The sequence below is a fragment of the Streptomyces pyxinicus genome (assembly GCF_024753135.1).
In the GTDB taxonomy this organism is placed as follows: Bacteria; Actinomycetota; Actinomycetes; order Streptomycetales; family Streptomycetaceae; genus Streptomyces; species Streptomyces pyxinicus.
The window spans coordinates 70,323-94,866 of sequence record NZ_JANUGP010000005.1; the positions used below are offsets into that span (position 1 = coordinate 70,323).

General features: G+C 72.4%; 24 protein-coding genes. 11 read left to right on the top strand and 13 right to left on the bottom strand.

What is annotated here, in order from left to right:
• Positions 1–57: 57 nt before the first annotated feature.
• Together NX794_RS08810 and NX794_RS08815 are read left to right on the top strand one after the other, a co-directional pair.
• Positions 58–957: an SGNH/GDSL hydrolase family protein gene (locus NX794_RS08810; RefSeq protein ID WP_258777711.1), complete on the top strand. Its 900-nt coding sequence runs from the start codon at positions 58–60 to the stop codon at positions 955–957.
• A 25-nt stretch (positions 958–982) separates the two neighbouring features.
• Entirely contained in the window at positions 983–1,972 is a 990-nt protein-coding gene (locus NX794_RS08815; RefSeq protein WP_258777712.1) for an aldose epimerase family protein, read from the top strand.
• A 78-nt stretch (positions 1,973–2,050) separates the two neighbouring features.
• Here the strand turns inward: NX794_RS08815 and NX794_RS08820 are convergent, their stop codons facing one another.
• From NX794_RS08820 to NX794_RS08840, 5 genes are all read right to left on the bottom strand, one after another.
• Positions 2,051–4,495 carry a beta-glucosidase family protein gene (locus NX794_RS08820; RefSeq protein WP_258777713.1) on the bottom strand — a complete coding sequence of 815 codons (2,445 nt, stop codon included), beginning with the start codon at positions 4,493–4,495 and terminating at the stop codon, positions 2,051–2,053.
• 107 nt (positions 4,496–4,602) lie between these two features.
• Positions 4,603–4,968, bottom strand: coding sequence for an STAS domain-containing protein (locus tag NX794_RS08825; protein ID WP_258777714.1), 366 nt, complete (start codon positions 4,966–4,968; stop codon positions 4,603–4,605).
• Positions 4,968–6,230, bottom strand: coding sequence for a PP2C family protein-serine/threonine phosphatase (locus tag NX794_RS08830; RefSeq protein WP_258777715.1), 1,263 nt, complete (start codon positions 6,228–6,230; stop codon positions 4,968–4,970). Before NX794_RS08830 ends, NX794_RS08825 begins: the two co-directional genes overlap by 1 nt.
• Positions 6,231–6,464: 234 nt before the next feature.
• Complete coding sequence (locus NX794_RS08835; RefSeq protein ID WP_258777716.1) at positions 6,465–6,896, bottom strand: MarR family winged helix-turn-helix transcriptional regulator; 432 nt, start codon at positions 6,894–6,896, stop codon at positions 6,465–6,467.
• Positions 6,896–7,312, bottom strand: a complete 417-nt coding sequence (locus NX794_RS08840; RefSeq protein WP_258777717.1) for an SRPBCC family protein — start codon at positions 7,310–7,312, stop codon at positions 6,896–6,898. Before NX794_RS08840 ends, NX794_RS08835 begins: the two co-directional genes overlap by 1 nt.
• A gap of 139 nt (positions 7,313–7,451) precedes the next feature.
• On the opposite strand from NX794_RS08840, the gene NX794_RS08845 reads away from it, so the two are divergent.
• Entirely contained in the window at positions 7,452–8,711 is a 1,260-nt protein-coding gene (locus NX794_RS08845) for a pyroglutamyl-peptidase I (protein WP_258777718.1), read from the top strand.
• Here NX794_RS08845 and NX794_RS08850 read toward each other — a convergent pair.
• Together NX794_RS08850 and NX794_RS08855 are read right to left on the bottom strand one after the other, a co-directional pair.
• Positions 8,701–9,492, bottom strand: coding sequence for an EI24 domain-containing protein (locus NX794_RS08850; RefSeq protein WP_258777719.1), 792 nt, complete (start codon positions 9,490–9,492; stop codon positions 8,701–8,703). The two genes, NX794_RS08845 and NX794_RS08850, sit on opposite strands and share 11 nt — an antisense overlap.
• A 31-nt stretch (positions 9,493–9,523) precedes the next feature.
• On the bottom strand, positions 9,524–9,958 hold the full coding sequence (locus tag NX794_RS08855; protein ID WP_258777720.1) for a MarR family winged helix-turn-helix transcriptional regulator: 435 nt from the start codon (positions 9,956–9,958) through the stop codon (positions 9,524–9,526).
• A 98-nt stretch (positions 9,959–10,056) separates the two neighbouring features.
• Here NX794_RS08855 and NX794_RS08860 point away from each other — a divergent pair, with 98 nt between their 5' ends.
• Both NX794_RS08860 and NX794_RS08865 read left to right on the top strand, forming a co-directional pair.
• Positions 10,057–11,055 carry an NADP-dependent oxidoreductase gene (locus NX794_RS08860; RefSeq protein WP_258777721.1) on the top strand — a complete coding sequence of 333 codons (999 nt, stop codon included), beginning with the start codon at positions 10,057–10,059 and terminating at the stop codon, positions 11,053–11,055.
• A gap of 112 nt (positions 11,056–11,167) precedes the next feature.
• Positions 11,168–11,587, top strand: coding sequence for an organic hydroperoxide resistance protein (locus NX794_RS08865; protein ID WP_258777722.1), 420 nt, complete (start codon positions 11,168–11,170; stop codon positions 11,585–11,587).
• A 157-nt stretch (positions 11,588–11,744) separates the two neighbouring features.
• On the opposite strand, the gene NX794_RS08870 is transcribed toward NX794_RS08865, so the two are convergent.
• Complete coding sequence (locus tag NX794_RS08870) at positions 11,745–12,902, bottom strand: serine hydrolase domain-containing protein (protein ID WP_258777723.1); 1,158 nt, start codon at positions 12,900–12,902, stop codon at positions 11,745–11,747.
• Positions 12,903–13,041: 139 nt separating this feature from the next.
• On the bottom strand, positions 13,042–13,929 hold the full coding sequence (locus tag NX794_RS08875; protein ID WP_258777724.1) for an SCO2400 family protein: 888 nt from the start codon (positions 13,927–13,929) through the stop codon (positions 13,042–13,044).
• Between the two features lie 255 nt (positions 13,930–14,184).
• On the opposite strand from NX794_RS08875, the gene NX794_RS08880 reads away from it, so the two are divergent.
• Positions 14,185–15,765: a pyridoxal phosphate-dependent aminotransferase gene (locus tag NX794_RS08880; RefSeq protein ID WP_258777725.1), complete on the top strand. Its 1,581-nt coding sequence runs from the start codon at positions 14,185–14,187 to the stop codon at positions 15,763–15,765.
• Positions 15,766–15,774: 9 nt separating this feature from the next.
• On the opposite strand, the gene NX794_RS08885 is transcribed toward NX794_RS08880, so the two are convergent.
• A complete protein-coding gene (locus NX794_RS08885) occupies positions 15,775–16,230 on the bottom strand; it encodes an ATP-binding protein (protein WP_258777726.1) in 456 nt (151 codons plus the stop codon).
• Between the two features lie 115 nt (positions 16,231–16,345).
• Between NX794_RS08885 and NX794_RS08890 the strand changes: the two genes are divergently transcribed.
• Both NX794_RS08890 and NX794_RS08895 read left to right on the top strand, forming a co-directional pair.
• On the top strand, positions 16,346–17,173 hold the full coding sequence (locus tag NX794_RS08890) for a helix-turn-helix domain-containing protein (RefSeq protein WP_258777727.1): 828 nt from the start codon (positions 16,346–16,348) through the stop codon (positions 17,171–17,173).
• The gene (locus NX794_RS08895) at positions 17,170–17,415 is read left to right on the top strand and encodes a DUF397 domain-containing protein (protein ID WP_258777728.1); all 246 of its coding nucleotides are present in this window, start codon (positions 17,170–17,172) and stop codon (positions 17,413–17,415) included. The genes NX794_RS08890 and NX794_RS08895 overlap by 4 nt, the downstream gene beginning before the upstream one ends.
• Positions 17,416–17,436: 21 nt before the next feature.
• Here the strand turns inward: NX794_RS08895 and NX794_RS08900 are convergent, their stop codons facing one another.
• Together NX794_RS08900 and NX794_RS08905 are read right to left on the bottom strand one after the other, a co-directional pair.
• A complete protein-coding gene (locus tag NX794_RS08900) occupies positions 17,437–18,081 on the bottom strand; it encodes a DUF4360 domain-containing protein (protein ID WP_258777729.1) in 645 nt (214 codons plus the stop codon).
• A 120-nt stretch (positions 18,082–18,201) separates the two neighbouring features.
• A complete protein-coding gene (locus NX794_RS08905; protein ID WP_258777730.1) occupies positions 18,202–18,660 on the bottom strand; it encodes an RrF2 family transcriptional regulator in 459 nt (152 codons plus the stop codon).
• Between the two features lie 73 nt (positions 18,661–18,733).
• Between NX794_RS08905 and NX794_RS08910 the strand changes: the two genes are divergently transcribed.
• The 3 genes from NX794_RS08910 to NX794_RS08920 all read left to right on the top strand — a co-directional run bounded on the left by NX794_RS08910 (position 18,734) and on the right by NX794_RS08920 (position 23,604).
• On the top strand, positions 18,734–21,703 hold the full coding sequence (locus NX794_RS08910; protein ID WP_258777731.1) for a glycoside hydrolase family 35 protein: 2,970 nt from the start codon (positions 18,734–18,736) through the stop codon (positions 21,701–21,703).
• Positions 21,704–21,787: 84 nt separating this feature from the next.
• Positions 21,788–22,399 (top strand): toxin-antitoxin system, toxin component family protein, encoded by a 612-nt coding sequence (locus NX794_RS08915; protein ID WP_258777732.1) that lies wholly within the window; start codon positions 21,788–21,790, stop codon positions 22,397–22,399.
• A complete protein-coding gene (locus NX794_RS08920) occupies positions 22,396–23,604 on the top strand; it encodes a DUF6545 domain-containing protein (protein WP_258777733.1) in 1,209 nt (402 codons plus the stop codon). The genes NX794_RS08915 and NX794_RS08920 overlap by 4 nt, the downstream gene beginning before the upstream one ends.
• A 38-nt stretch (positions 23,605–23,642) precedes the next feature.
• On the opposite strand, the gene NX794_RS08925 is transcribed toward NX794_RS08920, so the two are convergent.
• The gene (locus tag NX794_RS08925) at positions 23,643–24,404 is read right to left on the bottom strand and encodes an IclR family transcriptional regulator (RefSeq protein ID WP_258777734.1); all 762 of its coding nucleotides are present in this window, start codon (positions 24,402–24,404) and stop codon (positions 23,643–23,645) included.
• Positions 24,405–24,544 lie beyond the last annotated feature (140 nt).

The window sequence follows — 24,544 nt, forward strand, 5'->3', positions numbered from 1 at the left end:
GAGCATCGAAGGAGCACCGAGCGGACATCGGCACCAGGACGAGGGGATCGGCAGGGGATGCGGAAGCTGCGGGAGCGGAGGAGCCGTGCGCGGGCGGCCGGCGCCGTCGTGGCGGCGGCCGTGCTGGGCCTGGCCGGCTGTGACGCGGGCGGCGGCGGCCCGGCGCCGAAGGCCAGCGACGCCGGCGCGGCGAAGCGGGCGCCGGTGTGGGACCGCGCCCCGGAGTCGATCGCGGCGGTGGGCGACTCCATCACCCGCGGCTTCGACGCGTGCGCGGTGCTGTCCGACTGCCCGGAGGTGTCGTGGGCGACGGGCAGCGACGCCAAGGTGGAGAGCCTGGCGGTGCGGCTGCTCGGGGTGTCCGGGGCGGCGGAGCGCAGCTGGAACTACGCGGTGACCGGCGCCCGGATGGCCGACCTGCCCGAGCAGATGACGCAGGCCGCCACCCGGAGCCCCGAGCTGGTGACGGTGATGGTGGGGGCCAACGACGCGTGCCGTACCTCGCCGGCCGCGATGACCCCGGTGGACGCCTTCCGGGACGACTTCGAGGAGTCGCTGCGCACCCTGCGCTCGGCGCTGCCGAAGACGCAGGTGTACGTGGCGAGCGTGCCGAACCTGAAGCGGCTGTGGTCCGAGGGCCGGGCCAATCCGCTGGGCAAGCAGGTGTGGAAGCTGGGCATCTGCCCGTCGATGCTGGGCGACGCGGATGACCTGAGCAGTGCGGCGGTGCTGCGCCGGGACCGGGTGCAGCAGCGGGTGGTGGAGTACAACCGGGTGCTGAAGGAGGTCTGCGCCAAGGACCGCCGCTGCCGCTTCGACGGCAACCGGGTGTACGACTACGACTTCGGCACCGACCAGCTCAGCCACTGGGACTGGTTCCACCCCAGCAAGGACGGCCAGGCCCGGCTGGCGTCGATCGCCTACCGGACCATCACCGCGCCCAATCCGGTGGGGTAGCCGACCGGTCGCCTAGGGTCTTGCCATGGTTTCCCACACGAGCGAACTTTTCGGCACACTTCCCGACGGCACCGAGGTGCACCGCTGGACGCTGGAGCGGGCCGGGACCCGGGTGGAGATCCTCACGTACGGCGGGATCGTGCGGTCGGTGGAGGTCCCGGACCGGGACGGGCGCACGGCGAACGTGGTGCTGGGGTTCGCCGGCCTGGACGGCTATCTCGCGCACCCGGAGCCGTACCTCGGCGCCCTGGTCGGCCGGTACGCGAACCGGATCGGGGGCGCCCGCTTCCCGCTGGACGGCCGGACCTTCTCCCTGGAGCCGAACGACGGCCCGAACTCCCTGCACGGCGGCGGCCACGGCTTCGACAAGCGGGTGTGGGAGGCGGAACCGACCGGGCACGGGGTGCGGCTGAACCGGGTGAGCCCGCACGGCGAGGAGGGCTTCCCGGGCTGGCTCGACGTGTCGGCGACGTACACCCTGGACGAGTCGGGGGCGCTGCGGATCGGGTACGAGGCGGTGACCGACGAGGCGACGGTCGTGAACCTCACCAACCACGGCTACTACAACCTGGCCGGCCACGACGCGGGCCACACCGGCGGGCACGAGCTGAGACTCGACGCGTCCCGCTACACACCGGTGGACGAGAACCTGATCCCGACCGGCGTACTGGCGGACGTGGCCGGGTCCCGGTTCGACTTCCGGACGGCGCGCAAGGTCGGCTCGGGCTACGACCACAACTTCGTGCTGGACTCCGGGGCCGGTGACAGCCCGGCGGTGGCGGCCGAGCTGCACGACCCGGGCTCCGGGCGGACCCTGACGGTGTCGACGACCGAGCCCGGCCTCCAGCTCTACACCGGCGAGCACCTGCCGGCGCCCTTCTCCCCCGGTGACGGCATCGCCCTGGAGACCCAGCACTTCCCGGACTCCCCGAACCGCCCGGACTTCCCGAGCACCGTGCTGCGCCCCGGGCACGTGTTCCGCTCGGAGACGGTGTACGCCTTCTCGGTGCGCTAGCCCTTGAGCGGTGCCCGCGAGCCCCGGTCCGGGGGTCAGGTCCCGGACCGGGACCGGCCGTGGGGGCCCTGGCCCGGGTCAGACGTTAATCGCGGCGGTCAGTCCGTGGTCGGCGATGGAGCGTCCGGCGGTGATGTCGTACGAACCCTTCACAAAGGTCCACGCGTCCGCCGCCTCGTCCCAGACCTCGAAGGCCCGGCGCGGGAGGTCGACGGTCACCTCGGCGCTCTCGCCGGGCCCGGCCTCGACGGAGGCGAAGCCGGCCAGCCGGCGGGCCGGGCGCTCGACGTCGCCTTCGCCCGGGGAGACGTAGAGCTGGACGGTTTCACGGCCGGGCCGGGTGCCGGTGTTGCGGATCCGGACGCGGGCGGTGCGGCCGTCGACGGTCAGGGACTCGTAGGCCCAGTCGGTGTAGCCGAGGCCGTGCCCGAAGGGGTACGAGGGGACACGGCCGGCCCGCTCCCAGGCGCTGTAGCCAATGAACACCCCTTCTGCGTACGGCAGTTCGCCCTCGGTGGGGACGACCCGGGTGACCGGGGCGTCGGCGAGGGCGCCCCAGGTGGTGGGCAGCCGGCCGCCGGGTTCGTGGGCGCCGGTGAGGACGTCGGCGAGGGCGGCGCCGCCCTCCTGGCCGGGGAACCAGGTCAGCAGTACGGCGGCGACCTCCTCGCACCAGGGCAGTTCGACCGGGGAGCCGGAGTTGACGACCACGACCGTGTGCGGGTTGGCGGCGGCCACGGCGCGGACCAGGTCGTCCTGGCGGCCGGGCAGCCGCAGGTCGGTGCGGTCGTAGCCCTCGGACTCGACGCGCTCGGTGGTGGCGACCACGACGACGGCGGTGTCGGCGGCGCGGGCCGCCTCGGCGGCCTCGGCGATCAGGTCGTCCGGGTCGTGCCGGGGCCCGGCGTGGGCGAGGGTGAAGGAGACGACCTTCATGGGGAGGTCGTCGGGGAGCCGGACGACGTGGGTGAGGGAGACCTCCACCGGCTGCCCGGCGGTCAGCTCGACCTCGGCGCGGGGCTGCGGGGCGCCGAAGAAGGTGATGAACGGGTCGTCCTTCCGGGGCCGTTGCTCGCCGTCGTAGTACGTGGTGCCGCCGACGGTGAGGGTGAAGGCGCCGATGCCCTTGACGCCGAAGGTGTGCGGGCCGGACTCGCGCGGGGTGAGGGTGCCGGTGAGTTCGACGGTGTGCAGGGTGTCGTGGGTGACGCCGTCGGGGAGGTCGGAGCCCATCCACTGGACGTGTCCGCTGGGCGCGGAGCGGGTGCCGATGACCCGGCCGTCGCGGTCGCGGCAGACGGCGCGCAGCCGGAAGCCCTGCTCCGCGGCGCCGAGTTCGGTGGCGGGGTCGGCGCCGACGGCGTAGCGGAGGGTGCCCTCGGGGAGGGCGGCGGTGAGGCCGTCGAGCGGGGAGACGGTGTGGGCCGGGAAGACGGTGGCGGAGCCGCCGCCGAGCACCCGGGCGTCGCGGGCGGCGGCGCCGATCAGGGCGACGGTGCCGCCCGGCCGGAGCGGGAGGGCGGCGCGTTCGTTGCGGACCAGGACGAAGGAGCGGCGGGCGATCTCGCGGGCCAGCGCCTCCCCGTCGACCGGCGCGGGCGGTTCGGTGACGGCGGGTTCGGCGCCGGCCAGGATGCCGACGCGGGCGGCGAGCCGGAGGACGCGGCGCACGGCGGCATCTACGACGGCCTCGGCGACCCGGCCCTCGCGGACGGCGCGGGCGAGGGCGTCGCCGTAGACGGCACGGGGGCCGGGCATCGCCAGGTCGAGGCCGCCCTCGATGGCGGCCACGGTGTCCCGGGCGGCGGTCCAGTCGGAGACGTTGACCCCGTCGAACCCCCATTCACCCCGCAGGACGTCGCCGACCAGGTGATGGTGCTCGGTCATGGTCGTCCCGTTGACCGAGTTGTAGGCGGTCATGACGCCCCAGGGGCGGGCGTCCGCGACGATCGCCTCGAAGGGGGCGAGGTACAGCTCGCGCAGGGCGCGGGCGGGGACCAGGTTGTTCACGGTGAAGCGGTCGGTCTCGGCGTCGTTGGCGACGAAGTGCTTCACGGTGGTGCCGACGCCGCCCTCCTGGACGCCGCGCACATAGCCGGTGCCGATGACGCCGGTGAGGTACGGGTCCTCGCTGTAGGCCTCGAAGTGCCGGCCACCGAGCGGGGAGCGGTGCAGGTTGACGGTGGGCGCGAGCAGCACGTGGACGCCCTTGCGGCGGGCCTCCTGGGCGAGCAGGAGGCCTGCGCGGCGGGCGAGTTCGGGGTCCCAGGCGGCGGCCAGCGCGGTGGGCGAGGGCAGCGCCACGGAAGGATCGTCGGCAGTCCACCGCACGCCCCGCACCCCGATCGGGCCGTCCGACATCACGAGCGACCCGAGTCCGATCTCGGGAAGCGCAGGCAGGCTCCACATGTCCTGCCCGGCCAGCAGCCGCGCCTTGGCGTCCAGGTCGAGCCGGCGCAGGGCGGCCTCCACGACCGCCTCGCGGGCCTCGTCACCGTCTCGCGGCGTGCCTGTCCGCGCCATGTGCGCCTCCTCGCTGAGCCGTCGCCTGTATCCCGGTGGGTTCCGTCATCCTGCCCAGCGAGGCCTGCCGCACCACGTACTGAAGACCTTGATCCGGGAGAAACGGCCTATGCGTCCCCTTGTGGTCCGTCGGGGGCGGCCGGGATCTCGGTGAGGCTGCCGTGGATGGTGAAGACGGCGTCGGAGCCGGTGATCGTCAGCAGCCGCATGGTCTGGGCGGGTACGGCGACCAGTGTGAGGGCGGTGCCGGTGGCCTGGGTGTGCCGGAGCAGGTGCAGCAGGGCGCTGAGACCGGAGGAATCGCAGAAGGTGACCTGGGACATGTCCAGTACCAGGCGGCTGTGCGCGTCCGATACCGCGGTGACCTCTCGGTCGAGGGCGTTGGAGGTGTGGAAGTCCAGTTCACCGGCCACCTCGACGATGACGAGGCCGTCGGGCCCCTCTCGGACGGTGAGCTGTAGCTCGGCGCTCATCAGGGGGTGCTCCTGCCGTCGTGGGCGATGACTGCTTCGGGTGGCAGGCCGGCCAGGGCCGCCGCCTGGGCGGTGGGGGCGGCCCCCGGCCCGAGCCATTCGCAGAACAGGACGGTGGCGTCGTCCTGCAACCGGCCTTCGTGGTGGTCGAGGACCGCGTGCATGAGGCGGCGCAGGGTCTCGGGCACGGGCAGACCCTCGGCGTGATGCCGGTCGAGGAAGTCGGTGAAGCGGTCCAGGCCGAACTCCTGGTCATCGGCTCCGCGGGCTTCGATGATGCCGTCGGTGTAGAGGACGATCCGGTCCCCGGGTTCCAGCTGGTCCCGGCACAGTGTGACGGGCAGGCCCAGACCGGTGCCCATCGGGTGGGAGGGGCGGCAGGCCAGATGGCTGTGCCAGCGGTTGCGGCGCATGAGTACCGGCGGGTGGTGCCCGCGGTTGACCCAGGTCAGCATGCCGGTGCGGGTGTCGAGGCCGGCGAGGATGCCGGTGGTGTAGCGCCGGTGGTCGAACTGCTCGACCAGTGCCTGTTCGATCCTCTCGGTGATCTCGCCGAGGCCCATGCCCTGGCGTCGGGAGTTGCGGCAGGCCCCCATGGCGAGGTGCGCGGTCAGACCGGCGGCGGTGTCGTGGCCCATGGCGTCGAAGACCGACAGATGGACGGTGTCGCCGGCGGTGGCGTAGTCGTAGGCGTCTCCGCTGATCGTGTAGGCGGGCTCCATCGCGGCGGCGATCATCACCCGGCCGTCGGCGTAGCTGCGCGGCGGCATCAGATTCCACTGCATCTCGGCCGCGATGTTCAACGGCCGGACCCGGGTCAGCCGGGCCAGCGCGTCACTGCTGCGCTCCTTGCTGTGCACGATCAACGCGATCACGGCGGCCAGCAGGGTCATGTCCTCACGGGCCCGCGCGTCGTCGTCGGCGGTGGTGATCCGCAACGCACCGAGACGCTCGGTGCCGTCCAGCAGGGGCACCCACCAGTGCCGCTCCTCGGTGTTCTCCGGCGTTTCGGGGAGGATCTGTCCGCACTGGTAGACATGCCCTGCCAGGCTGCCGTCGATCTTCAGCTCGGCTTCCTCGCCGGCCGTGTCCCGCCCGGCGTCGAAGCCGTCACCGGTCAGCAGTCTCAGCACGTCACGCTGGAGATCCCCGAGGTAGATCAGCACCTTGGAGAAACCCACGGCTCCGGCGTGCTCGGTCACCGCGGAAGGCAGCAGTTCCAGCGGCATCAGGTGGCTCGCGGTCAGCAGCCCCGCCAGCATCCGCCGACACCGCGCGTCCCGGCATTCAGCACTCATCAGCGATGCCCCGTCCGCGTCGAAGCCCAGCACTGCTCCCCGCGAGAGTGCCCATCCTGCCGCTGTTCACCGCCCCGCCCGTCGAGAAACCCACTCGACGGATCAGCGACTGCCGCACGGTCCGCCGGGTGCCGGACCCGCCCCCGCGCAGGCGGTGGAACACCTCCGCGGGGAGCCGCTCGCCGGGCGGGGCGGCTCTCAGGCTTCGGGGTCGGCGAGACGCCCGAGCAGGGACACGGCGTCGTCGTGCGCCACCGACCGGAAGAAGCGCGCGTCGACGTCCTCGACGGCGGCGATCGCGCGCGGGGCCAGTTCGGCGCCGGCGCTGGTGACACGCAGACGTCTGGCGCGGGAGTCGGCGGGGTCGACCTCGCGCTCGATCAGCCCCTTGGCCTCCAGCGCGCGCAGGACCTGGGACGTCATCTTGACGTCGGTACCGGCCTGCCGGGCCAGGGCCAGTTGGTTGGGGTGCACGCCGTCCCGCGTGTTCAGCCACCAGGTGCAGGCCAGGAGGACGAACTGGACGTGCGTGAGGTCCAACGGGCCGAGAGCCGCGGCGATCTGGCGCTGCCAGCGCAGCGTGGCGTGCCAGAGCAGGAAGCCGGGGCTGTCACCGGGGCCGAGGGCCATCAGGCCCCTGCCAGCTTGACCAGGGCGGTCATGGTCTGCGGCCAGTCCGCGGTGATGCCCGGACCGATCCGCGGGCCGAGCTCACCGGCGCCGGTGCCGGAGATCTCCATCCGGTACGTCACCCGCGTACGCCGTTCCTCGCCCTGGTCGAGCCGGTGGCTGGTGCGCAGGAGCAGTCCGTCGAACCGGGCCTCGTCCACGAACAGTTCGTCGACGGCCGTCTCGGCGACGAGCAGGTGCACCGGGTCGTCCCCGGCCGGGTTCATCACGATCTCGGCGCCCGCCTCGAACGGGCCGCTGATGCGGATGCTCGTGATGTCCGCGTTCCAGTCTCCCCAGTTCTCGACATCGGCCCACAGCCTCCAGATCGCCTCGGGCGCGACGTCGGTCTCGATGCTGTGCTCATACGTCCACATCAGTGGCCTCCCGGTCAACGATTTATCTGCGTACAGATTATCTGCGCACAGACTATCTGTCCAGGGGCTTAATCCGGAGTGGATCGGTGCAGGATGTCTGGCGGAACGCCTTCGTCCCCCCACGAAAGGACCAACCCCCTTGACCGGCATACGTGTTCGTCTCGGTGTAGTCGGGATCCTGCTGTTGGCCGGGGTGGCCGCGCCCGTCGCCGGTGCCTCGGCGGCGAGCAGCGCCCTCTCCCCCACCGTCGAGGAGCAGCGGCTGGAGCAGGCCGTGCCGCAGGAGATTCTGCGGCGGGCCGGGTTCGATCAGGTGGCGGCGCGGTTCGGGGAGGGGCTGCGTGCCGCTCACTCCTATGGGCAGGCCCGGCAGGTCGTCGTCGCGCAGGGGGCCGCGCTCTGGAAGCGGGCCGTGGACCGGGCTCAGGGGCGAGGGCCGGCCGGTGGGGATCTGAGCCGGGATGACGACCGGCCGCTTTACTGGGCGCGGCTGGGGATGACCAGGGAAGTGCGGACCTGGCAGGCGGGGTTCGGAGTTAGGCGTGAGCAACGGCAGGCGTTGATTGAGGAGTTGGAGCGGGTTTCGCGGGGGCACGATGACGTCCGGTATCCGCGCGGCACGCACCTGCGGCGGATTCTCGTCACCGGGTTCGATCCGTTCACGCTCGACCGGGACGTGCGGATCTCCAATCCGTCCGGTGCCAGTGCGCTCGCGCTCGACGGGACCGTGGTGCGGACCGCGCGGGGGCCCGCGAGGATCGAGACCGTCGTGTTTCCGGTGCGGTGGCGGGACTTCGGGGAGGGGGTGGTAGAGCGGGCGCTGCGGCCGTATCTGCCGCGGGTGGATCTGTTCGCCACCGTCAGTCAGGGGCGGGTCGGGCGGTTCGACGTGGAGCGGACCAACGGGGCCTGGCGAGGCGGGTTCCCGGACAACGAGAACGTGTCGCGGACGGAGGTCGTGCCGGTGAGCGACCCGGCCACGCAGCCGCAGTGGACGTCCACCACGCTGCCGTACGCCGCGATCACCGCCGCCGACACCGGGCGGTTCCCGGTGTACGACCACACCGAGGTGACCGAGATCCCGGCGGGCGGGACCGAGGCCGTCGTACGGCCCGACGGCCCGACGCCCGGGTCCGTCGCGCGGGCCGGTGGCGGGGGTGACTACCTCTCCAACGAGATCGCGTACCGGGTCACCCTGCTGCGCGACCGGCTCGGGCTGCACGACACGCTGCCGGGCGGCCATGTGCACACGCCCGTCCTCCAGTTCGGCGCCGGGAACACCGATCCGGCGACCGGGGCGGTCACCGACCCGGAGTTCGTGCGGAACCGGCTGGACATCATCGCGCAGGTGCGGAACATCGTGACGGTCGCGGCGGGGGCGGTGCCCGTCAGGAAGTGACCGGCTGCTCGGCCTCGTCGTCGGAGTCCGCGTCGCTCTCCTCGCCCAGCAGGTCCCGGGCGAGGAGCGTGGCGCCCGCCACCGCGCCCGGCATCAGGAACACCGCGACGAACGGCACCAGGAAGGCGAGGCCCAGCGGGGTGCCGAAGCCCCAGACGAGGGTCTTGCGGGCGCGCAGGAGGCGGAGGCGGGCGCGCAGGTCGACGCCCCGGCGCTGGAGGGCGACGGCGGCCAGTTCCTCGGTGAGGAAGAAGCCCGTCACGAAGAAGCCGATCAGGGGGACGACGGTCTGTCCGACGAACGGGAGGAAGCCCAGGGCGAAGAGCAGGATGCCCCACAGGGCCGCCCGGACCAGGACGCGCAGGCTGTCGCGGGCGGAGATCCACAGGTCGCGCCAGAGCGGCAGGCCGGACTCCGGAGCCGTGCCGTCGGGTGAGACGTCGGCGTCGACCCGTTCCGACAGGTTCTCGTAGAAGGGCTCGCCGACCAGCAGCGTCACCGCGGTGAAGGTGAGGACGGCGAGCAGCAGGGCGAGGGCGAAGAGCACGGCGGTCAGGAAACCGCGGAACAGGCCCTGCCAGGGGCTGGACCAGTCGTCGGCGAAGGGCGTCGCCCAGCCGACCGCGTCCGCGCCCCATATCGCGAGCGCGACCAGCGTGGCCGCGTAGAGGACCAGCGTGATCAGGCCGGGCAGCAGGCCGAAGCCGTAACTGCGGCCGTGCCGGGCCACCCACCGCTGGCCCTTCAGGAGATATCCGAAGCCCACCCCGAGATCGCGCATGGCGGGCACTTTACCCAAGGATCAGGGGGGCTCAGCCGTCCAGCATGCGGCGGAGCAGGTCGCGCAGGGTGCCGCGTTCCTCCGCGCTGAGTGCGGCCAGCGGCTCGCGGGCGAAGTGCAGGCCCTCGCGCAGGTCGTGGGCCACCCGCACGCCCTCGTCCGTGGCGGCGGCGACCTTGACCCGGCGGTCGGCGGGGTCGGGGCGGCGCTCGACCAGGCCCCGGGACTCCAGGCGGTCCACGATGCCGGTGACGTTGGAGGGCTCGCACTTGAGCTGCCGGGCCAGTTTGCGCATCGGCAGCGGGCCGAGGGAGAGCAGGCTGAGGAGCTTGGCCTGGGCGCCGGTGAGCGCGTGGCCGGCCGCCGCCTCCTCGTAGTCGGCGTGGTAGCGGACGACGACCTCGCCGATCAGCTCCACGACCTCCACGGTCAACTGGTCCGGACGGGTTCTGTGCGGTGTGGCCATGACACTCAGGATACCCCTTTGCTTGACAACCTGAAATGTTCAGATGCACTGTTGTTTCAGGTAGTGAAACAGTTGAGCAGTGAAGTGAAAGGTCCCTGATGAGCAACCGTGAGTGGCATCTGCTGAGCCGGCCCGTCGGCGTGCCGACGGCCGAGGACTTCGAGCTGGTCGAGACGGCCGTCCCGACCCCGGGCGAGGGCCAGGTGCTGGTGCGGAACGAGTACCTCTCGGTGGACCCGTACATGCGCGGGCGGATGAGCGCGGCCAAGTCGTACGCCACCCCCTTCGCGCTGGGCGAGGTCATGCAGGGCGGCGCGGTCGGCGAGGTAGTCGCCTCCGACATGGCGGGTGTCGCGGTCGGCGACCACCTGCTGCACTTCGAGGGCTGGCGGGAGTACGCGGCCGTGGACGCGAAGAGCGCCGTCAAGGTGGACCCGGAGGCCGCGCCGCTGTCGACGTACCTCGGCGTGCTCGGCATGACGGGTCTCACCGCCTACGCCGGTCTGCTGCGCACCGCCTCCTTCAAGGAGGGGGACACCGTCTTCGTCTCCGGTGCGGCCGGGGCCGTCGGCAGCCAGGTCGGGCAGCTCGCGAAGCTCAAGGGCGCCTCGCGGGTCATCGGGTCGGCCGGGTCCGACGAGAAGGTGCGGCTGCTGGTGGAGGAGTACGGCTTTGACGCCGCGTTCAACTACAAGAGCGGGCCGGTGGGCGAGCAGCTGCGCGAGGCGGCGCCGGACGGCATCGACGTCTACTTCGACAACGTCGGCGGGGACCACCTGGAGGCCGCGATCGGGTCGCTGCGGCTCGGCGGGCGGATCGCCGTCTGCGGGATGATCTCCGTCTACAACAACACCGAGCCCGCGCCCGGCCCGCGCAACCTCGCGCGGCTGATCCAGACCCGGGGCCGGATCGAGGGCTTCCTCGTCGGCGACCACTACGACCTTCAGCCGCAGTTCGTGCAGGAGGTCGGGCCCTGGGTCGCCTCGGGCGCGCTCAAGTACCGCGAGACGGTGGCCGAGGGCATCGAGAACACCCTGGAGGCGTTCCTCGGGGTCCTGCGCGGCGACAACACCGGGAAGATGATCGTCAAGCTGTAAGGCGGCGGCCGGGCGGGGCTTCCTCGGAGTTTCCGGGATGCGGTAGCTTCTTTCCGAAATCCGTCGGCGATCGTGGGCGCGAGTCGCGGCGGACCGAGCAGGAGGCAACCGCATGCCCATTCAGCAGTCCGACGTCCTGTACACGGCTGTCGCCACCGCCGAGAACGGCCGGGACGGCCGTGTCGCCACCGACGACGGCAAGCTCGACGTCGTCGTGAACCCGCCCCAGGAGATGGGCGGCAGTGGCGCCGGCACCAACCCGGAGCAGCTGTTCGCGGCGGGGTACAGCGCGTGCTTCCAGGGCGCGCTGGCCGTGGTCGCCCGGCAGCAGGGGGCCGACGTGTCCGGGTCGACCGTCACCGCGAAGGTGGGGATCGGCAAGAACGAGGACGGCTTCGGGATCATCGTGGAGATCTCCGCCCGGATTCCGGGGGTCGACGCGGAGACGGCCCGGGGGCTGGTGGAGAAGGCGCACCAGGTGTGCCCGTACTCCAAGGCGACTCGGGGGAACGTGTCGGTGACCCTGGTCTGAGGCCGGGTCGGGGGGGGCGGCGCGTCGTCGGGTGCGGGTGCGGGTGCGGGTGCGTTGTGGCTGGTCGCGCAGTTCCCCGCGCCCCTGAGGTTGGCTGTCGGGCCCTGCGCCGAGAGGTCGGGGTCCGCCTGGATTGTGCGCAGTTCCCCGCGCCCCTTCAGGGCGTTGTCAGTGCTGCCCGGTGGATTGCTGCCGTCAGGCGGTCGTTCTCCGGGGCCGGTCCGCCCGGGAAGGTGAAGCGGCGGCGGGTGTAGGCGTAGGCGAGGCCGGTGTGGGGGTCGGCGAAGGACTGGGTGCCGCAGGCGCCGCTGTGGCCGAAGGTGCCGGCGCCCAGGAAGGGGTGCCAGGTGTCGGCCGTGGCCTGGAAGCCGAGGCCGAAGGATCTGTGCACGCGGGCCACCAGGTCGTGGCCGACGGAGTGGATCTGGCCGAACTCCGCGACCGTGTCCTCCTTGAGCAGCGGGGCCTTGCCGTCGACCTCCCCGATCGCCGCCGCGTACATGCCCGCGAGACCGCGCGCCGAGGCCACGCCGCCCACCGACGCCGGGCCCTTGGCGCGGATCAGCGGTTCGTTGGCGAGGCTCTCCAGGTCGGTGGGTTCGCTGCCGTGCCGGTTGAAGGCGATCGCGGTGAGGGTGTGCGGGCCGTCCGGCTGGGCGTCGCGGAGGGCCCGCTGCCCGGGGGTCGGCAGCAGCGGCTGGACGGTGCGGAAGCGCGGTTCGTGCTCGGCCGGCAGGCCCAGGTGGAAGTCGAGGCGGTACGGCGCCCGGACCCGCTCCTCGTACAGCTCCTGGAGGGTGCGGCCGGTCGCCCGGCGGGCCAGTTCCCCGGTCAGCGCGCCGATCACCAGGGGGTGGTAGCCGAAGGCGGTGCCGGGGCGCCAGAACGGCCGCTGGTCGGCGAGGCGTTCGGCGATCACCCGGTCGTCGGCGAGTTCCGCGAGGGTGAAGCCGGTGTCGGTGCCGATCAGCCCGGCCCGGTGCGCGAGCAGCTCGCGCAGGGTCAGCGCGCCCTTGCCCTCGGCGGCGAACTCCGGCCAGTAGTAGGTGACCTTGCGGTCCAGCTCCAGCGTGCCGTCCTGCACCAGCAGGGCCGCCACCAGGTGGGCGGCGCCCTTGGTGGCCGAGTACACGCCGTACAGCGCGTCGCCCGTCACCTCCGCACCGGCCCACAGGTCGACCACCCGGCGCCCGTGCACGTAGGCGCACAACTGGCCCTCGTAGTCGTCGCGTTCACCGGTGACGACGGCGGAGAACTCCTCGCGCACCGCCTCGAAGCCCTCGGCCACCGTGCCCTGGACCGTGTTCCGTGTCATGCCGTTCTCCTCACCTGAGCCGCTGCTCGCCACTCCCCCTCAGACCTCTTCGGCTCAACCGTCACAGGCGCACAGGGATGTCACCCATACCCCGGATGGCGGATGCGGGAGTGAAGCGGGGGCACGCCGGGGGCGTGCCTCAGGTGCACCACCACAGGAAGCGGTCGCAGCTCTTGGTGGGTGAGGGCCCCGGAGACGAGGGCGGAGCGTCGGTGGTCGGCGCCTGGGTCGGGGTGGTGGCGGGCGCGGAGCCGGCGGGGGCGGCCGGGGTGGTGGCCGGATCGGCGCCGGCCGGGGTGGACTGGTGCGGGGTGCCGCTGTCCTTGGCGGAGGCGGACGGGGACGTGCCGTCCTCGGGGGACGACGAGGTGGACGCGGAGGCGCTCGGGGAACCGGAGGTGGCGTCCGGGGCTGCGGAGGTGGCACCGCCCGGGGAGGCCGTACGGTCCGGCGCCGCCGAGGAGGCGCCGCCGTCGACGGAGGCGTCCCCGCTGCTGTCCGGGGTGTCGCTGGTGAACGGCGAGAAGGGCGCGTCGGTGCCCAGTTCGGCGAGGCTCAGGCCGCCCGCCGCGAGAACGAAGCCCGCCGCGATCAGTACGGTACGGCGACGGCGGCGCCGGTGCGCGGCGGCCTTGCGGTCGCGGCGGCCGACGTCGGGGGCAGCACCGGTACCGGTGTCGGTGACGGCGGGGGTCGCGCGTGCCTTGCGCCGCGCGGCCCGGCCCTGCGGCTCGTCCGGCGCCGTCAACTCATCCGCGTCCTGCGACTCGTCCGGCTCCGCGCCCCCGAAGCGGCTGTCGGCGTCCACGTCACCGGCGTTCCGCTGCGTGGGCACCCGTGCCAGGAACCGGCCGTCGTACTCCGCGACCGGCGGCTGCTCCTCGTATCCGTGGCCGTGTCCGGTGCCGCCGTACGTCTCGGGGCCCCCGGCGTGCGCGGGCACGGCGAGGTGGGCGGCCGGCGCGCCGCACCCCGGGCAGGCCAGGGCGCCGTTGAGGTGCCGTCGGCACGGGTGGCAGTAGTCCATGACGCCGGAAGACTAAGGTCCGCGCCGGTCTCGTTCCCAGACACGCCTGTGAAGGTTTCGTGGCGGAGGGAGCGCTTTCTGGACAGTCGTGCCGAAACCGTCGGGCCGTCCGGCCGGAAGGTGCCGGGCCGCGTCAAGGCGTGCGCCGGCCGGTGCCACCCGACCGGGCGAACGCCGTTGAACGCCACAGCCGTCCCCTCCGTATCCAAGGGCGGCCCGCGCTCCCCCGCACGGGCCGCCCGAACGGAGGTCCCCTTGACCGGCAACGTCACCTCGCTGTTCCGTGACACCGCCGCGCACAGCCCCTCGATGGCGGCGCCGGCCCGGGAGGGCGGCGACGGGACCGGCCCGGTGGACTTCCGCGTACCCTGCAACCCGTACTTCCCGACCCCGGCCATGTTCGACGAACTCGCCGGCCGGCTGCGGGAGATCGTCACGTCCTACCCGAGCGGCGCGGATACCATCACGGCCGAGCTGTGCGACCTGCTCCGGCTGCCGCCGCAGTGCGTGGCGATGGGCAACGGCTCCACCGAGCTGATCACCTGGATCGACCACCTGCTCGTCCGCGAGTCGCTGGCCGTCCCGGTGCCCACCTTCGGCCGCTGGACCGACCAGCCGATGGAGACCGGCAAGCGGGTCGACATGTTCCCGCTTCCGGAGGCCGACGACTTCGCCCTCGACCTGGACCGGTACGCCGAGTTCCTGCGGGCCCGGGGCACCCGGGCCGCCGTGGTCTGCAACCCCAACAACCCCGACGGCGGCCATGTGCGCAAGCAGACGCTGGTGCGGTTCCTGGACGCGATGGCCGACCTGGACCTCGTCGTCGTGGACGAGTCCTTCCTGGAGTTCGCCGACGCCGAGACCGACCCGAGCGTGGTCCAGGAGGCCATGCTGCGGCCCAACGTCATCGTGCTGCGCAGCCTCGGCAAGAACTGCGGCCTGCACGGCATCCGCTTCGGCTACCTCGTCGCCAACCCCGCGCTCGCGGGCCGCGTCCGCTCGATGCTGCCCAAGGGGAACCTCAACTCCCTCGCCGAGCACGTGGTGTTCATGCTCCGGGAGCACGGCGCCGCGTACGCGCGGAGCCTCCAGCAGGTACGGCGGGACCGGCTGGAGATGGCCAGCGCCCTCTCGGCCCTGCCCGGCCTCACCGTCTACCCCTCCCAAGGCAACTTCCTCTTCGTCCGCCTGCCCCTCGGAGCCGAGGGCACGGTGGTACGGGACCGGATGCTCGCCGAGCACCGGATCCTGGTCCGCGAATGCGGCGACAAGATCGGCTCCTCCAGCCGCTTCCTGAGACTCGTGGTGCGCCCCCAGGTCGACGTGCGTCGCCTGGTGTCGGGCCTGGAGCAGGTGCTCTACGGGACCAGGAGGGGAGCCGCCGTACCCGAGCCGGGCGCCGGGACCAGCTACAGCTCGGGTACGGCGGCCGTCGACCGGCTGGTCAGCCAGACCAACGGCGCCGGTCTGCCCGGACTGGCGGCCCAGGCCCTCGCGCCCCCCGCGCTACCCGTGCTACCGGCCGCGTCCGTCTCCGACCCGGGGCTCCCCACGGCCCCGACCCCCGGCACCGGCATGCCACTCCCCGCCGCCGTCCCCCCACCGGCAGGCGGCATGCCGGTGCCGGCCCCCACACCGGTGCCCGTGCCGACGTTCCCCCCGATGCCGACCCAGCCGCCCCCCACCCCGCCCGGCGTCCCCGCGCGCGGCGGACTCACCGCCGCGCAGGTACGCGGCATGACCGCGCCGCCCACCGGGCTCACCCCGGCGCCCGCCACCGGCTGGCCCGACGCGCGGAGCTGGCCCGACGCGGCCGGGGTGGGGCAGGCCGGGTAGTGCCGCCGGTCACCGGTTCGCTCTGAGTCCCTTCCACGCCGGTACGTCCACCTCGGCCCGGACCGTCTTGCCGGGCGGCTCCCGGTCCACCACTTCCCACCGGTCCGCCAACGCGTCCACCAGCAGCAGGCCCCGCCCCGACTCGGCCAGCGGGTTCGGCTCCGGCACCTGTCCCGGGCCCGGCGGCTGCCGTTCCGCCCGGGTGTCCGTCACCTCGATCCGGATGCTGCCCACCAGCAGCGACACGCTCAGCTCGAAGTCCCGCCCGGGTACGCGGCCGTGCGTCACGGCGTTGGCGGCCAGTTCCGCGACGATCAACGTCACCGCGTCGGCGGTCTCGCTGTCCATCGGTACGCCCCACTCGTCCAACTGCGTCAGCGTGAGGCGCCTTGCCAGGCGGGCGCCGCGTGGGGTCGAACTGAGGCGCTGGACGAGGGGGCGGGGAGTGACCGGAGGTGCTGTCATGGGGCCAATGTGGGGCGCGGGACCCGTCACCCACCAGGGTTCATCCGCGTACGCTGCGCGAGCGTACACGGTGACTCACTGGACAGTACTTGTGACCGGCCGTGACCATGTCCTCATGAGTAAGGGAAGCGGCGGTGAGCCGGAGTCGTCGGACAGTATGCGGACGTTCGGGGCGGTCGTACAGGCGCTCCGCGAGTATCACGGGTTCACCCGGGAGGAGTTCGGCGAGCTCATCGGCTACTCCAAACATACGGTCGCCTCGGTGGAGTTGGGCCGTCGGATGGCGGATCCGGCGTTCGTGGATGCGGCGGAGCCCCATCTGGGCGACACCGGTGCGCTGCGGAAGTCGTCGGAGCACTTGGGGCGCATGCCTGGGCTGGCGGCTTGGTTCCAGCGGTGGGCCAAGCTGGAGAAGCAAGCGATCAACTTGTTCAACTACGAGTGCCGGATGATTCCGGGGCTGCTGCAGACGGAAGCGTACGTTCGGGCTTTGGCAGCCGACCAGTTGCCACCCCTGTCGGACGCCGACATCGAGGACATGTGGGCCGCACGACTGGAGCGGCAGCGCCTGCTGCACGACCGGCCCAATACGGCATTCAGCTTCATCATCGAGGAACACACGCTACTCCGCGGCACCGGCGGGGTGGAGGCCACTCGCGACCTCATCGAACACCTCCTCGAACTCGCCGAGCTGAGGAACGTAGAGATCCAGGTGATGCGTCTCGTGCAGGCTTCGCACGCCGGGCTTCAAGGGCCCATCGCCTTAGTGGAAACACCCTCGAACAAGTGGTTCGCCTACAGCGAGGGGCATGAGAGCGGACTGCTGATCTCCGATTCCAAAGTGGTCAGCATCCTCCAGGCCAGGTATGCCAGGATGCGTTCACAGGCTCGCACTCTCCAGGACTCGGTGAGCCTGCTGGAACACATGCGAGGAGACCTATGAGCAGCCCCTCCGACCTGGCTTGGTTCAAGAGCAGCTACAGCAGCGCTTCTGGTGACAACTGCATCGAGGTCGCCCACACCTGGCGCAAGTCCTCGTACAGCAGCAGCGGATCCGGCGACTGCGTAGAAGTAGCCACCACCCCCGCCACCATCCACATCCGCGACTCCAAAGCCAAGCAGGGCCCCCACCTCTCCCTCTCCCCCACCACCTGGACCTCCTTCATCGAGTTCGCCAGGCAGTGAGGGGCAGGGCGGCGCGGGCCGTTACTTGGGGCAGTGCTCCCACGCGAAGTGGTACGTCGTACTGATGTCGCCGTCCGTCGAGTCCATGGTCATGAAGCTGACCTTGTCCGGGTTCGAGCCCGCGTTCACCCTCAGCTCGGTGTTGATGTTGAAGTTCCGCAGCACCCCGCACGGCGCCCACACGAGCTGCGCCCAGTCGGTGGTGTCGGTGGCCTGCCAGTCGTCGTTGTAGGAACCCCGGTACGGGTGCGTGATCGGCACCGTCGCCGAGGAGCCCTGGAAGTAGTACGACGCCTTCTGCGTGGCACTGGCACCGGGCTGGAGCGACAGGAAGCCCCGGTAGTCGGCGCTGGCGATGGCGTAGGTGAAGCCCTGCGGCACGTGCACGATCAGGTTGAGCTGGCAGTTCTTGCGGAAGGCGGTCGGGTCGGAGTTGCCGCCCGCCTGCGCGAGATAGTGGCTGTAGGTGACGGTGAAGGCGGTGTTGTCCGGCGAGACGGCTATCGCGGCCGTACCGGCGGGGCAGCCGGAGCCGTTCACCGTGGCGACGTCGATGACGATCTTGTCGGGCGGTGGGTCGTCGAAGACGGGCGACGACGACTGGGCGGGTAGCGCGGTGGTGAGGAGAGCGGCCAAGGCGCCGCTCACGAGCAGTCCACCAGCCATGGATTTCTCCCGGATGTAGGGAAACCGTGCCGGACCTGTGAAGAACCGGAGACGTGGGCATCGTAGGGACGCCGTGCGCCGGGCCGGGAGAGTGAACTCAGGCCATTCACTTCCGGCTTTTCACGGGTTCTCCCAGGCCCCCGGTTCCGCCGCGAGCGCCCGTACGGGTTCCGGCAGGGTGTCCGCCGCGAGGTCGGCGACGGTGACGCCTTCCAGGACGCGGCGCACGTTGGCGCGCAGGGCGATCCACAGCGGCAGCAGCGGCTGGGCCGTACCGGTGTAGGTGAGGCCGGTCGGGCGTTCGCCGCGTACCGAGACGATGGGGCCGTCCACGCCCCGGATGACGTCCGCGACCGTGACCGCCGCCGCGTCCCGGGCGAGCCGGTAGCCGCCGCCCCCGCCACGCCGGCTCGCCACGATCCCGGCGCGCCGCAGATCGCCGAGGATGCCCTCCAGGAACTTGTGCGGGATGCCCTGTACGGCGGCGATTTCCTCCGCCTTCACCGGGCCGTTACCCTGCCGTACGGCCAGCTCAAGAACCGCCCGTACCGCGTAATCCGCCCGTGCCGAGATCCTCATGGGTCCATTGTGGGGCGCACCTGCGTGGACAATGGCCGCACCGCGCACCGCAAGACCGCCCGGAGGATCCACCTTGGCGCTCAGCAGACGTTCCTTCAGTGCCCTGGCCGGCTCGTCCGCGCTGGGTCTCGCCCTCGGCGGCAGCGGCGGCCCGGGAGCCCCTGCCGCGTTCGCGGGCGGCAGCGTGCCGACCGGCCCGGCGCCCGTACCGCCGAGCGCCGACGGCAGGCGTCACTCCATCGGGTACGACCACTACTCCCTGCTGGTCGACGGCAGGCGGCTGGTGGTGTGGTCCGGGGAGATGCACCCCTTCCGGCTGCCCAGCCCCTCCCTGTGGCGCGACATCCTCCAGAAGATGCGGGCGCACGGCTACAACGCGGTCAGCATCTACGTCGCCTGGAACTACCACTCCCCCGCCCCCGGCACGTTCGACTTCACCGGCGTCCGGGACCTGGACCTGTTCCTGCGGATGGCCGCCGAGACCGGCCTGTACGTCATCCTGCGCCCGGGTCCGTACATCAACGCCGAGGTCGACGGGGGCGGTTTCCCCGGCTGGCTGACGGCCACCAAGGGGTCCGCCCGCACGGACGACGCGACGTACCTCGCGCACGTGGACGAGTGGCTGACGCGGGTCGACCGGATCGTCCGCCGCCACCTCTTCACGCGCGGCACGGGCACGGTCCTGCTCTACCAGATCGAGAACGAGTACGACGCCCACGTGAAGGAGGCCACGGGCCGGGACTACATGTCCCACCTGTACAAGAAGGTCCGGGCCGACGGGATCGACGTCCCCCTCTTCCACAACGACAAGGGCCGCAACGGCTACTGGACCCCCGGCTCCTTCGACACCGGCGGCGAGCGCGGCGGCTGGCTGTACGGCTTCGACGGCTACCCGTCGCCGTCACAGACCCCGCCGGACTGGGGGCACTTCGGGCCGGGCGGGCCGAAGGGCGGCTCCACCGCCTCCCCGTCGACGCCCGGGTTCGTGCCCGAGTTCGGGGGCGGCTGGTTCGACCCGTGGGGCGGCGCCTGGTTCGACGGCAAGGGGTACGCCGAGTCGCGGCGCACCCGGGACGCGGCCTACGAGCGCCGGTTCTACCTCACCAACCTGGCCAACGGGCTCACCCTGCACAACGTCTACATGACCTTCGGCGGCACCTCGTGGGGCTGGCTGCCCGCGCCGGTCGTCTACACGTCGTACGACTACGGGGCCGCGATCGACGAGGGCCGCAACGTCACCGACAAGATCGCACCGATGCACCAGCTCGGCCATCTGCTCCAGCGCGTCCCCGACTTCGCCAAGCTGGACAAGGCGGCCGAGGTCGAGGCGGCCGGGCTGAAGGTCTACCACCTGACCAACCAGGACACCGGCGCGCACGTCTACGTCGCCCGCAACGACGGCACCGAGGCCGTCACCACCGACCTGCCCACCGAGGCCGGGGACCTGCGGATCACCGTGCCCGGCAAGGACGCCCGGCTCCTCGCCACCCACCTCTCGCTGGGCGAGCGCATCCTGAAGTACTGCACCGCCGAACCGGTACTGCGCCTGACCGCCGGGCGCCAGGACATCGCCCTGTTCTCCGGACGCCGGGGAGAGATGGCGGACCTGGTGCTCAAGTGCCCGGCCGAACCGCTCGTCCAGCGCCTCGACGCGGAGGCCGCCTGGGTCTTCGACCGCGACGAACTGCACGTCAACGCGCCGCTCGGGGAGGGCGGGCTGACCCGGGTGCTGGTGCGGCAGGGCGAGAGCGAGACCCCGCTGCTGCTGCTCTTCGCCGACGACGCCACCGCCGTACGGCTCTTCCCCTACGACACCCCGTCCGGGACCCTGCTGGTCTACGGGCCGAAGCTGCTGCGCCACGTCGAGCTGCGCGGCTCGGCGGTCCATCTGACCGGTGACGTCTCCGAGACCACCTCGGTGGAGGTGTGGGGGCCGCGCGGCATCGACACCCTGGTGTGGAACGGCCGTACCCTGCCCAGCCGGACCACCCTGGCCGGCAGCGTGATGACCACCGGCCTGCTGCCCGCCGCGCCCGAGGTACGGCTGCCCGCGCTGGGCGGCTGGCGCACCCGCCGGGAGAACCCGGAGGCCGACCCGAGCTTCGACGACTCGGGGTGGCGGCGGGCCGACCGGACCACGTCGTACAGCACCACGGCCGTGCCCAAGGGCGGTCCGGTGCTGTTCGCCGACGACTACGGGTTCCACTACGGGGACGTCTGGTACCGGGGCACCTTCACCGACTCCCGGGACCTGGAGGAGATCGCCCTCGCCTACAGCACCGGCACCCAGGGCCTGCTGATGGCCTGGCTGGACGGCGAGCCGCTGGGCACGCACCGGATGCCGGTGCCGGACAAGGACACCACCATCCGGCAGGGCACCTGGACGGCCGCGGCCCGGCTGCCGGTCCGCGAGCGGCTGCGCTCCCCCGGCCGGCACGTGCTGTCGGTGCTGGTACGGCGGATGCAGCACGACCAGGACGGCAAGGCGCTGGACACCCACAAGGCGGCCCGCGGACTCACCTCGGTCTCCTTCACCGGGGCCGCTCCGGAGGTGACGTGGCGGCTCCAGGGCGAGGCGGCGCCGGACCCGGTGCGCGGGCCGATGAACAACGGCGGGCTGTACGGGGAGCGGGAGGGCTGGCACCTGCCGGGCTTCGCGGACCGCGACTGGGAGGCGGTGCGCTTCCCGCGTGCCGAGCGCTACCAGGGCGTCACCTGGTACCGGACCACGTTCCGGCTCTCGGTGCCGGCCGACCTCGACGCCTCGGTGGGCCTGGTCCTGGAGGACGATCCCTACCGGGCCTACCGGGCGCAGATCTTCCTCAACGGCTGGAACATGGGCCAGTACATCAACAACGTGGGCCCGCAGCACACCTTCGCGCTGCCGAACGGCATCCTGCGCACGCGGGGCGTCAATACCCTGGCCCTGGCGGTGCTGTCCGAGTTCACCACGCTGTCGGGGCCCGGCAAGGTGGGGCTGACGCTGCTGGGGCGGACGGTGGGCGGGACGGTGGTGGAGGCGGTGCCGTCTCCCGGTCGGTGACCGGCCCGGACCGGACCACCTGACGGGGACACGCCCGGGCGCTACGCTCGGTCCCGCCGCAGGACGCGGTGGGAAGGGAGACCGATGAGCTTCCGGGGCGCGCGCGAGCGGGCGGTACGGCTGGTACGAGGGGCCGTACGACCGCGGCGCTCCGGGCCGGCCCCAGCCATCCGCTCCCTGGCCACCGGACTGGCGGCAGCGGTCCAGTCCCGCTCCCAACCACTGCCCGGAGTCATGGACTTGGGCCGAGCCCTGTGCGAGGAGATGAGCGCGCTGCGCGGCGGCCGGCCGGTGGAACTGCGCTTCGAGCGGTTCCCGGACGAGATAGAAGTGACCGGGCTGTGGGTGGAGTTCACCGACTTCGACCTCGTCATCGTGGAGGAGCGGGCCGAGGCCTTGCAGCAACTGGTCATACTTGGCCATGAGTTGTGGCACCTGCACGCCGGGCACCGGCATCACCACCTGGCGGGGGCGGAGGCGGCGCGTGCCTTCGCCGAGGGTCCGGGGCGGCGGGACGTGGCGCTCGCGGTGGTCGCCCGGGACGGGTCCCGGGAGGCGGAGGAGGCCGAGGCGGACGACTTCGGGCACCGGCTGGCCACGCTGTTCCGCTCCCGGCTGGCCGGTGGGGGCACCGCCCCGCCGGGCCCGCTGCAACGCGCCCTCGGATACCGGGGGCGGGGAGTGACCGCGCGGTGACGCTAGTCGCGTTCTGCGTGCCCACCGTGGTGCTGAGCCTGGCGCTGCTGGTCAAGCTGCCGACGATCATCCGGCTGTGGCGGGACCCGCAACTGCGGGCGGTGGGCGGCCTGCTGCTGCTCGCGTGCGCGGTGTTCGTGTGCTGCTCGCCGGCCATGATCGCGCGGGTGAACGCCCTGACCGGCGTGCCCAACGTCGCGGCTCCCCTGTGCTACTCCCTCATCACCGCGATGTCCGGTTCCTGCCTGCTGCTGATCATCACCTGGCGCAGCGGCCCGTCCGGCCGCTCGACGGCCACGCGGCGCGTGCTGCGGTGGGTGACGGCCGGGTACGCGGCGCTGATCGCCGTGCAGTGGCCGCTCTTCCTCCTGGCCGACGTACCGGTGGAACGGGTCCGGGACCTGGACACGTACTACGCCCGCACGCCCTTCATGCGCGAGGAGATCCTGCTCTACCTCCTGGCCCACGGCGTGGCGTGCGTGATCGCGTGCCGGCTCCTCCGGAACTGGGTGCGCGCGGACGGGCTGGACGCGTGGCTGCGGTGGGGGCTGAAGCTGCTGGGCGGGGCGTACGGACTGAGCCTCGTCTTCAGCGCGGCGAAGCTGACGGCGGTGGTGGCGCGGTGGTGCGGGCGCGACGCGGACTGGCTCAGCACGGACGTGGCACCGCCGGTGGCCTCGCTCTCCGCGATCCTGGTGGCGGCGGGGGTCATCCTCTCCCACACCGGGCCGTACCTCCACGGCCGCTGGCTGGTCCACCTCACCTGCCACGAACTCCGCCCGCTGTACCGGCTGATGCGCACCACCGGCGGCCCGTCCGTGCCGTTCACCCTCCGCGCGTCCCCGGAACTCCGGCTGACCCGCCGGGAGACGTTCATCCGCGACGTACTGCTGAGCCTCTCACGCTTCCTGGACCGGGAGCTGGGGGCACGGGCCTACGAGGCCGCACTGTCCCTGGGCCACCCTCCGGAACGCGCCCGCGCCCTGGCCGCCGCGGTGGCGGTGACGGCGGCGACAGAGCGCCGGCACACCGGCACCCTGCCCTCGGCCGCGTCCCCCTACCTGGACCCCACGGTCCTCCTCCGGGAGATCGGCCCAGTCTCCCGCGCCCTGCGCCGCCGCGAGGACTTGGCAGCGATCCGGAGGGCGGTGGAGTGCGGGGTGCGGGTGGGCGGCGACTTGTCGGGGAGTACCTCGCGCCCCTGACCAGGGGGGACCGCACCGCCGTCGGCTCTCGGGCGCCGTCACGCCGCCCCGCCACACCCCAGACACCCCGACAGCTCCGCCGCCCCCTTCGTCGCCAGTAACTCCAGTTCGGCTCGGCGTTCCTGGGTCCAGTGGGGCAGTGGGACCGAGATGGACAGGGCGGCGACGATCTCGCCGGTGTGGTCGTGGACCGGGGCGGCCAGGCTGGAGACGGCCGGGGCGGATTCGCGGGACTCGGTCGCGATGGCGTGCTCGCGGATGTCGGTCAGGGTGGCGCGCAGGGTGCCCGGGTCGGTGATGCTGTGGGGGGTCAGCGCGGGGAGTTCCGTGCCGTTGGGGAAGCGGGCCGTCAGCTCCGTCGTCGGAAGGGCGGCCAGCAGGAGCTTGCCGGCGGCGGTGCAGTGGGCCGGGAGCCGGTGGCCGGGAGCGGGGCCCGTGCGGGGGCCGGCCTGGGCGAGGTGGATGATGTCGGTGCCCTCCAGGATCGCCACGTGCACGGTCTCGTCGCAGGTGTCGGCGATCGCGCGGGCCACCCGCTGCCCCTCGGCGGCGAGGTCGAACTGCTCGGCGTACCGGCTGCCGAGTTGGAACGGCCGTACGCCGAGCCGGTAGCGGCCGGGCCGGCCCGGCACCGGGACGAGGTAGGAGCGGGCCGCGAGGGTGGTGACGAGTTCGTGCACGGTGGTGCGGGGCAGTCGGAGGCGGCGCACGATGTCCGGGGCGGAGAGCGTCCCGTCGCCGTCGAGGAACAGCTCCAGGATGTCGAGAGCGCGGGTCACGGCAGGCACGAGGCGTCCCACGTGCGGCCCCTCCCTGGGGTTCAGGCGCCTGTCGACGGCACCGGCGGGCTCGGCGCGGCGGTGTCCGGCAGGTCGACGGGTGATCGGCACGGCGGACACAGGCTAGTCAGGGCCGAGCGCCCCGGCAATGGCGCGGACCG

Coding starts and splice junctions, on each gene's coding strand:
- NX794_RS08840 (WP_258777717.1), bottom strand. CDS start 7,312: ATGTGGACGTATGAGCACAGCATCGAGACCGACGTCGCGCCCGAGGCG.
- NX794_RS08855 (WP_258777720.1), bottom strand. CDS start 9,958: ATGGCCACACCGCACAGAACCCGTCCGGACCAGTTGACCGTGGAGGTC.
- NX794_RS08835 (WP_258777716.1), bottom strand. CDS start 6,896: ATGGCCCTCGGCCCCGGTGACAGCCCCGGCTTCCTGCTCTGGCACGCC.
- NX794_RS08895 (WP_258777728.1), top strand. CDS start 17,170: ATGAGCAGCCCCTCCGACCTGGCTTGGTTCAAGAGCAGCTACAGCAGC.
- NX794_RS08850 (WP_258777719.1), bottom strand. CDS start 9,492: ATGCGCGATCTCGGGGTGGGCTTCGGATATCTCCTGAAGGGCCAGCGG.
- NX794_RS08875 (WP_258777724.1), bottom strand. CDS start 13,929: ATGGACTACTGCCACCCGTGCCGACGGCACCTCAACGGCGCCCTGGCC.
- NX794_RS08890 (WP_258777727.1), top strand. CDS start 16,346: ATGAGTAAGGGAAGCGGCGGTGAGCCGGAGTCGTCGGACAGTATGCGG.
- NX794_RS08830 (WP_258777715.1), bottom strand. CDS start 6,230: ATGCTGGCGGGGCTGCTGACCGCGAGCCACCTGATGCCGCTGGAACTG.
- NX794_RS08900 (WP_258777729.1), bottom strand. CDS start 18,081: ATGGCTGGTGGACTGCTCGTGAGCGGCGCCTTGGCCGCTCTCCTCACC.
- NX794_RS08915 (WP_258777732.1), top strand. CDS start 21,788: ATGAGCTTCCGGGGCGCGCGCGAGCGGGCGGTACGGCTGGTACGAGGG.
- NX794_RS08860 (WP_258777721.1), top strand. CDS start 10,057: ATGAGCAACCGTGAGTGGCATCTGCTGAGCCGGCCCGTCGGCGTGCCG.
- NX794_RS08820 (WP_258777713.1), bottom strand. CDS start 4,495: ATGGCGCGGACAGGCACGCCGCGAGACGGTGACGAGGCCCGCGAGGCG.
- NX794_RS08885 (WP_258777726.1), bottom strand. CDS start 16,230: ATGACAGCACCTCCGGTCACTCCCCGCCCCCTCGTCCAGCGCCTCAGT.
- NX794_RS08865 (WP_258777722.1), top strand. CDS start 11,168: ATGCCCATTCAGCAGTCCGACGTCCTGTACACGGCTGTCGCCACCGCC.
- NX794_RS08815 (WP_258777712.1), top strand. CDS start 983: ATGGTTTCCCACACGAGCGAACTTTTCGGCACACTTCCCGACGGCACC.
- NX794_RS08870 (WP_258777723.1), bottom strand. CDS start 12,902: ATGACACGGAACACGGTCCAGGGCACGGTGGCCGAGGGCTTCGAGGCG.
- NX794_RS08905 (WP_258777730.1), bottom strand. CDS start 18,660: ATGAGGATCTCGGCACGGGCGGATTACGCGGTACGGGCGGTTCTTGAG.
- NX794_RS08810 (WP_258777711.1), top strand. CDS start 58: ATGCGGAAGCTGCGGGAGCGGAGGAGCCGTGCGCGGGCGGCCGGCGCC.
- NX794_RS08825 (WP_258777714.1), bottom strand. CDS start 4,968: ATGAGCGCCGAGCTACAGCTCACCGTCCGAGAGGGGCCCGACGGCCTC.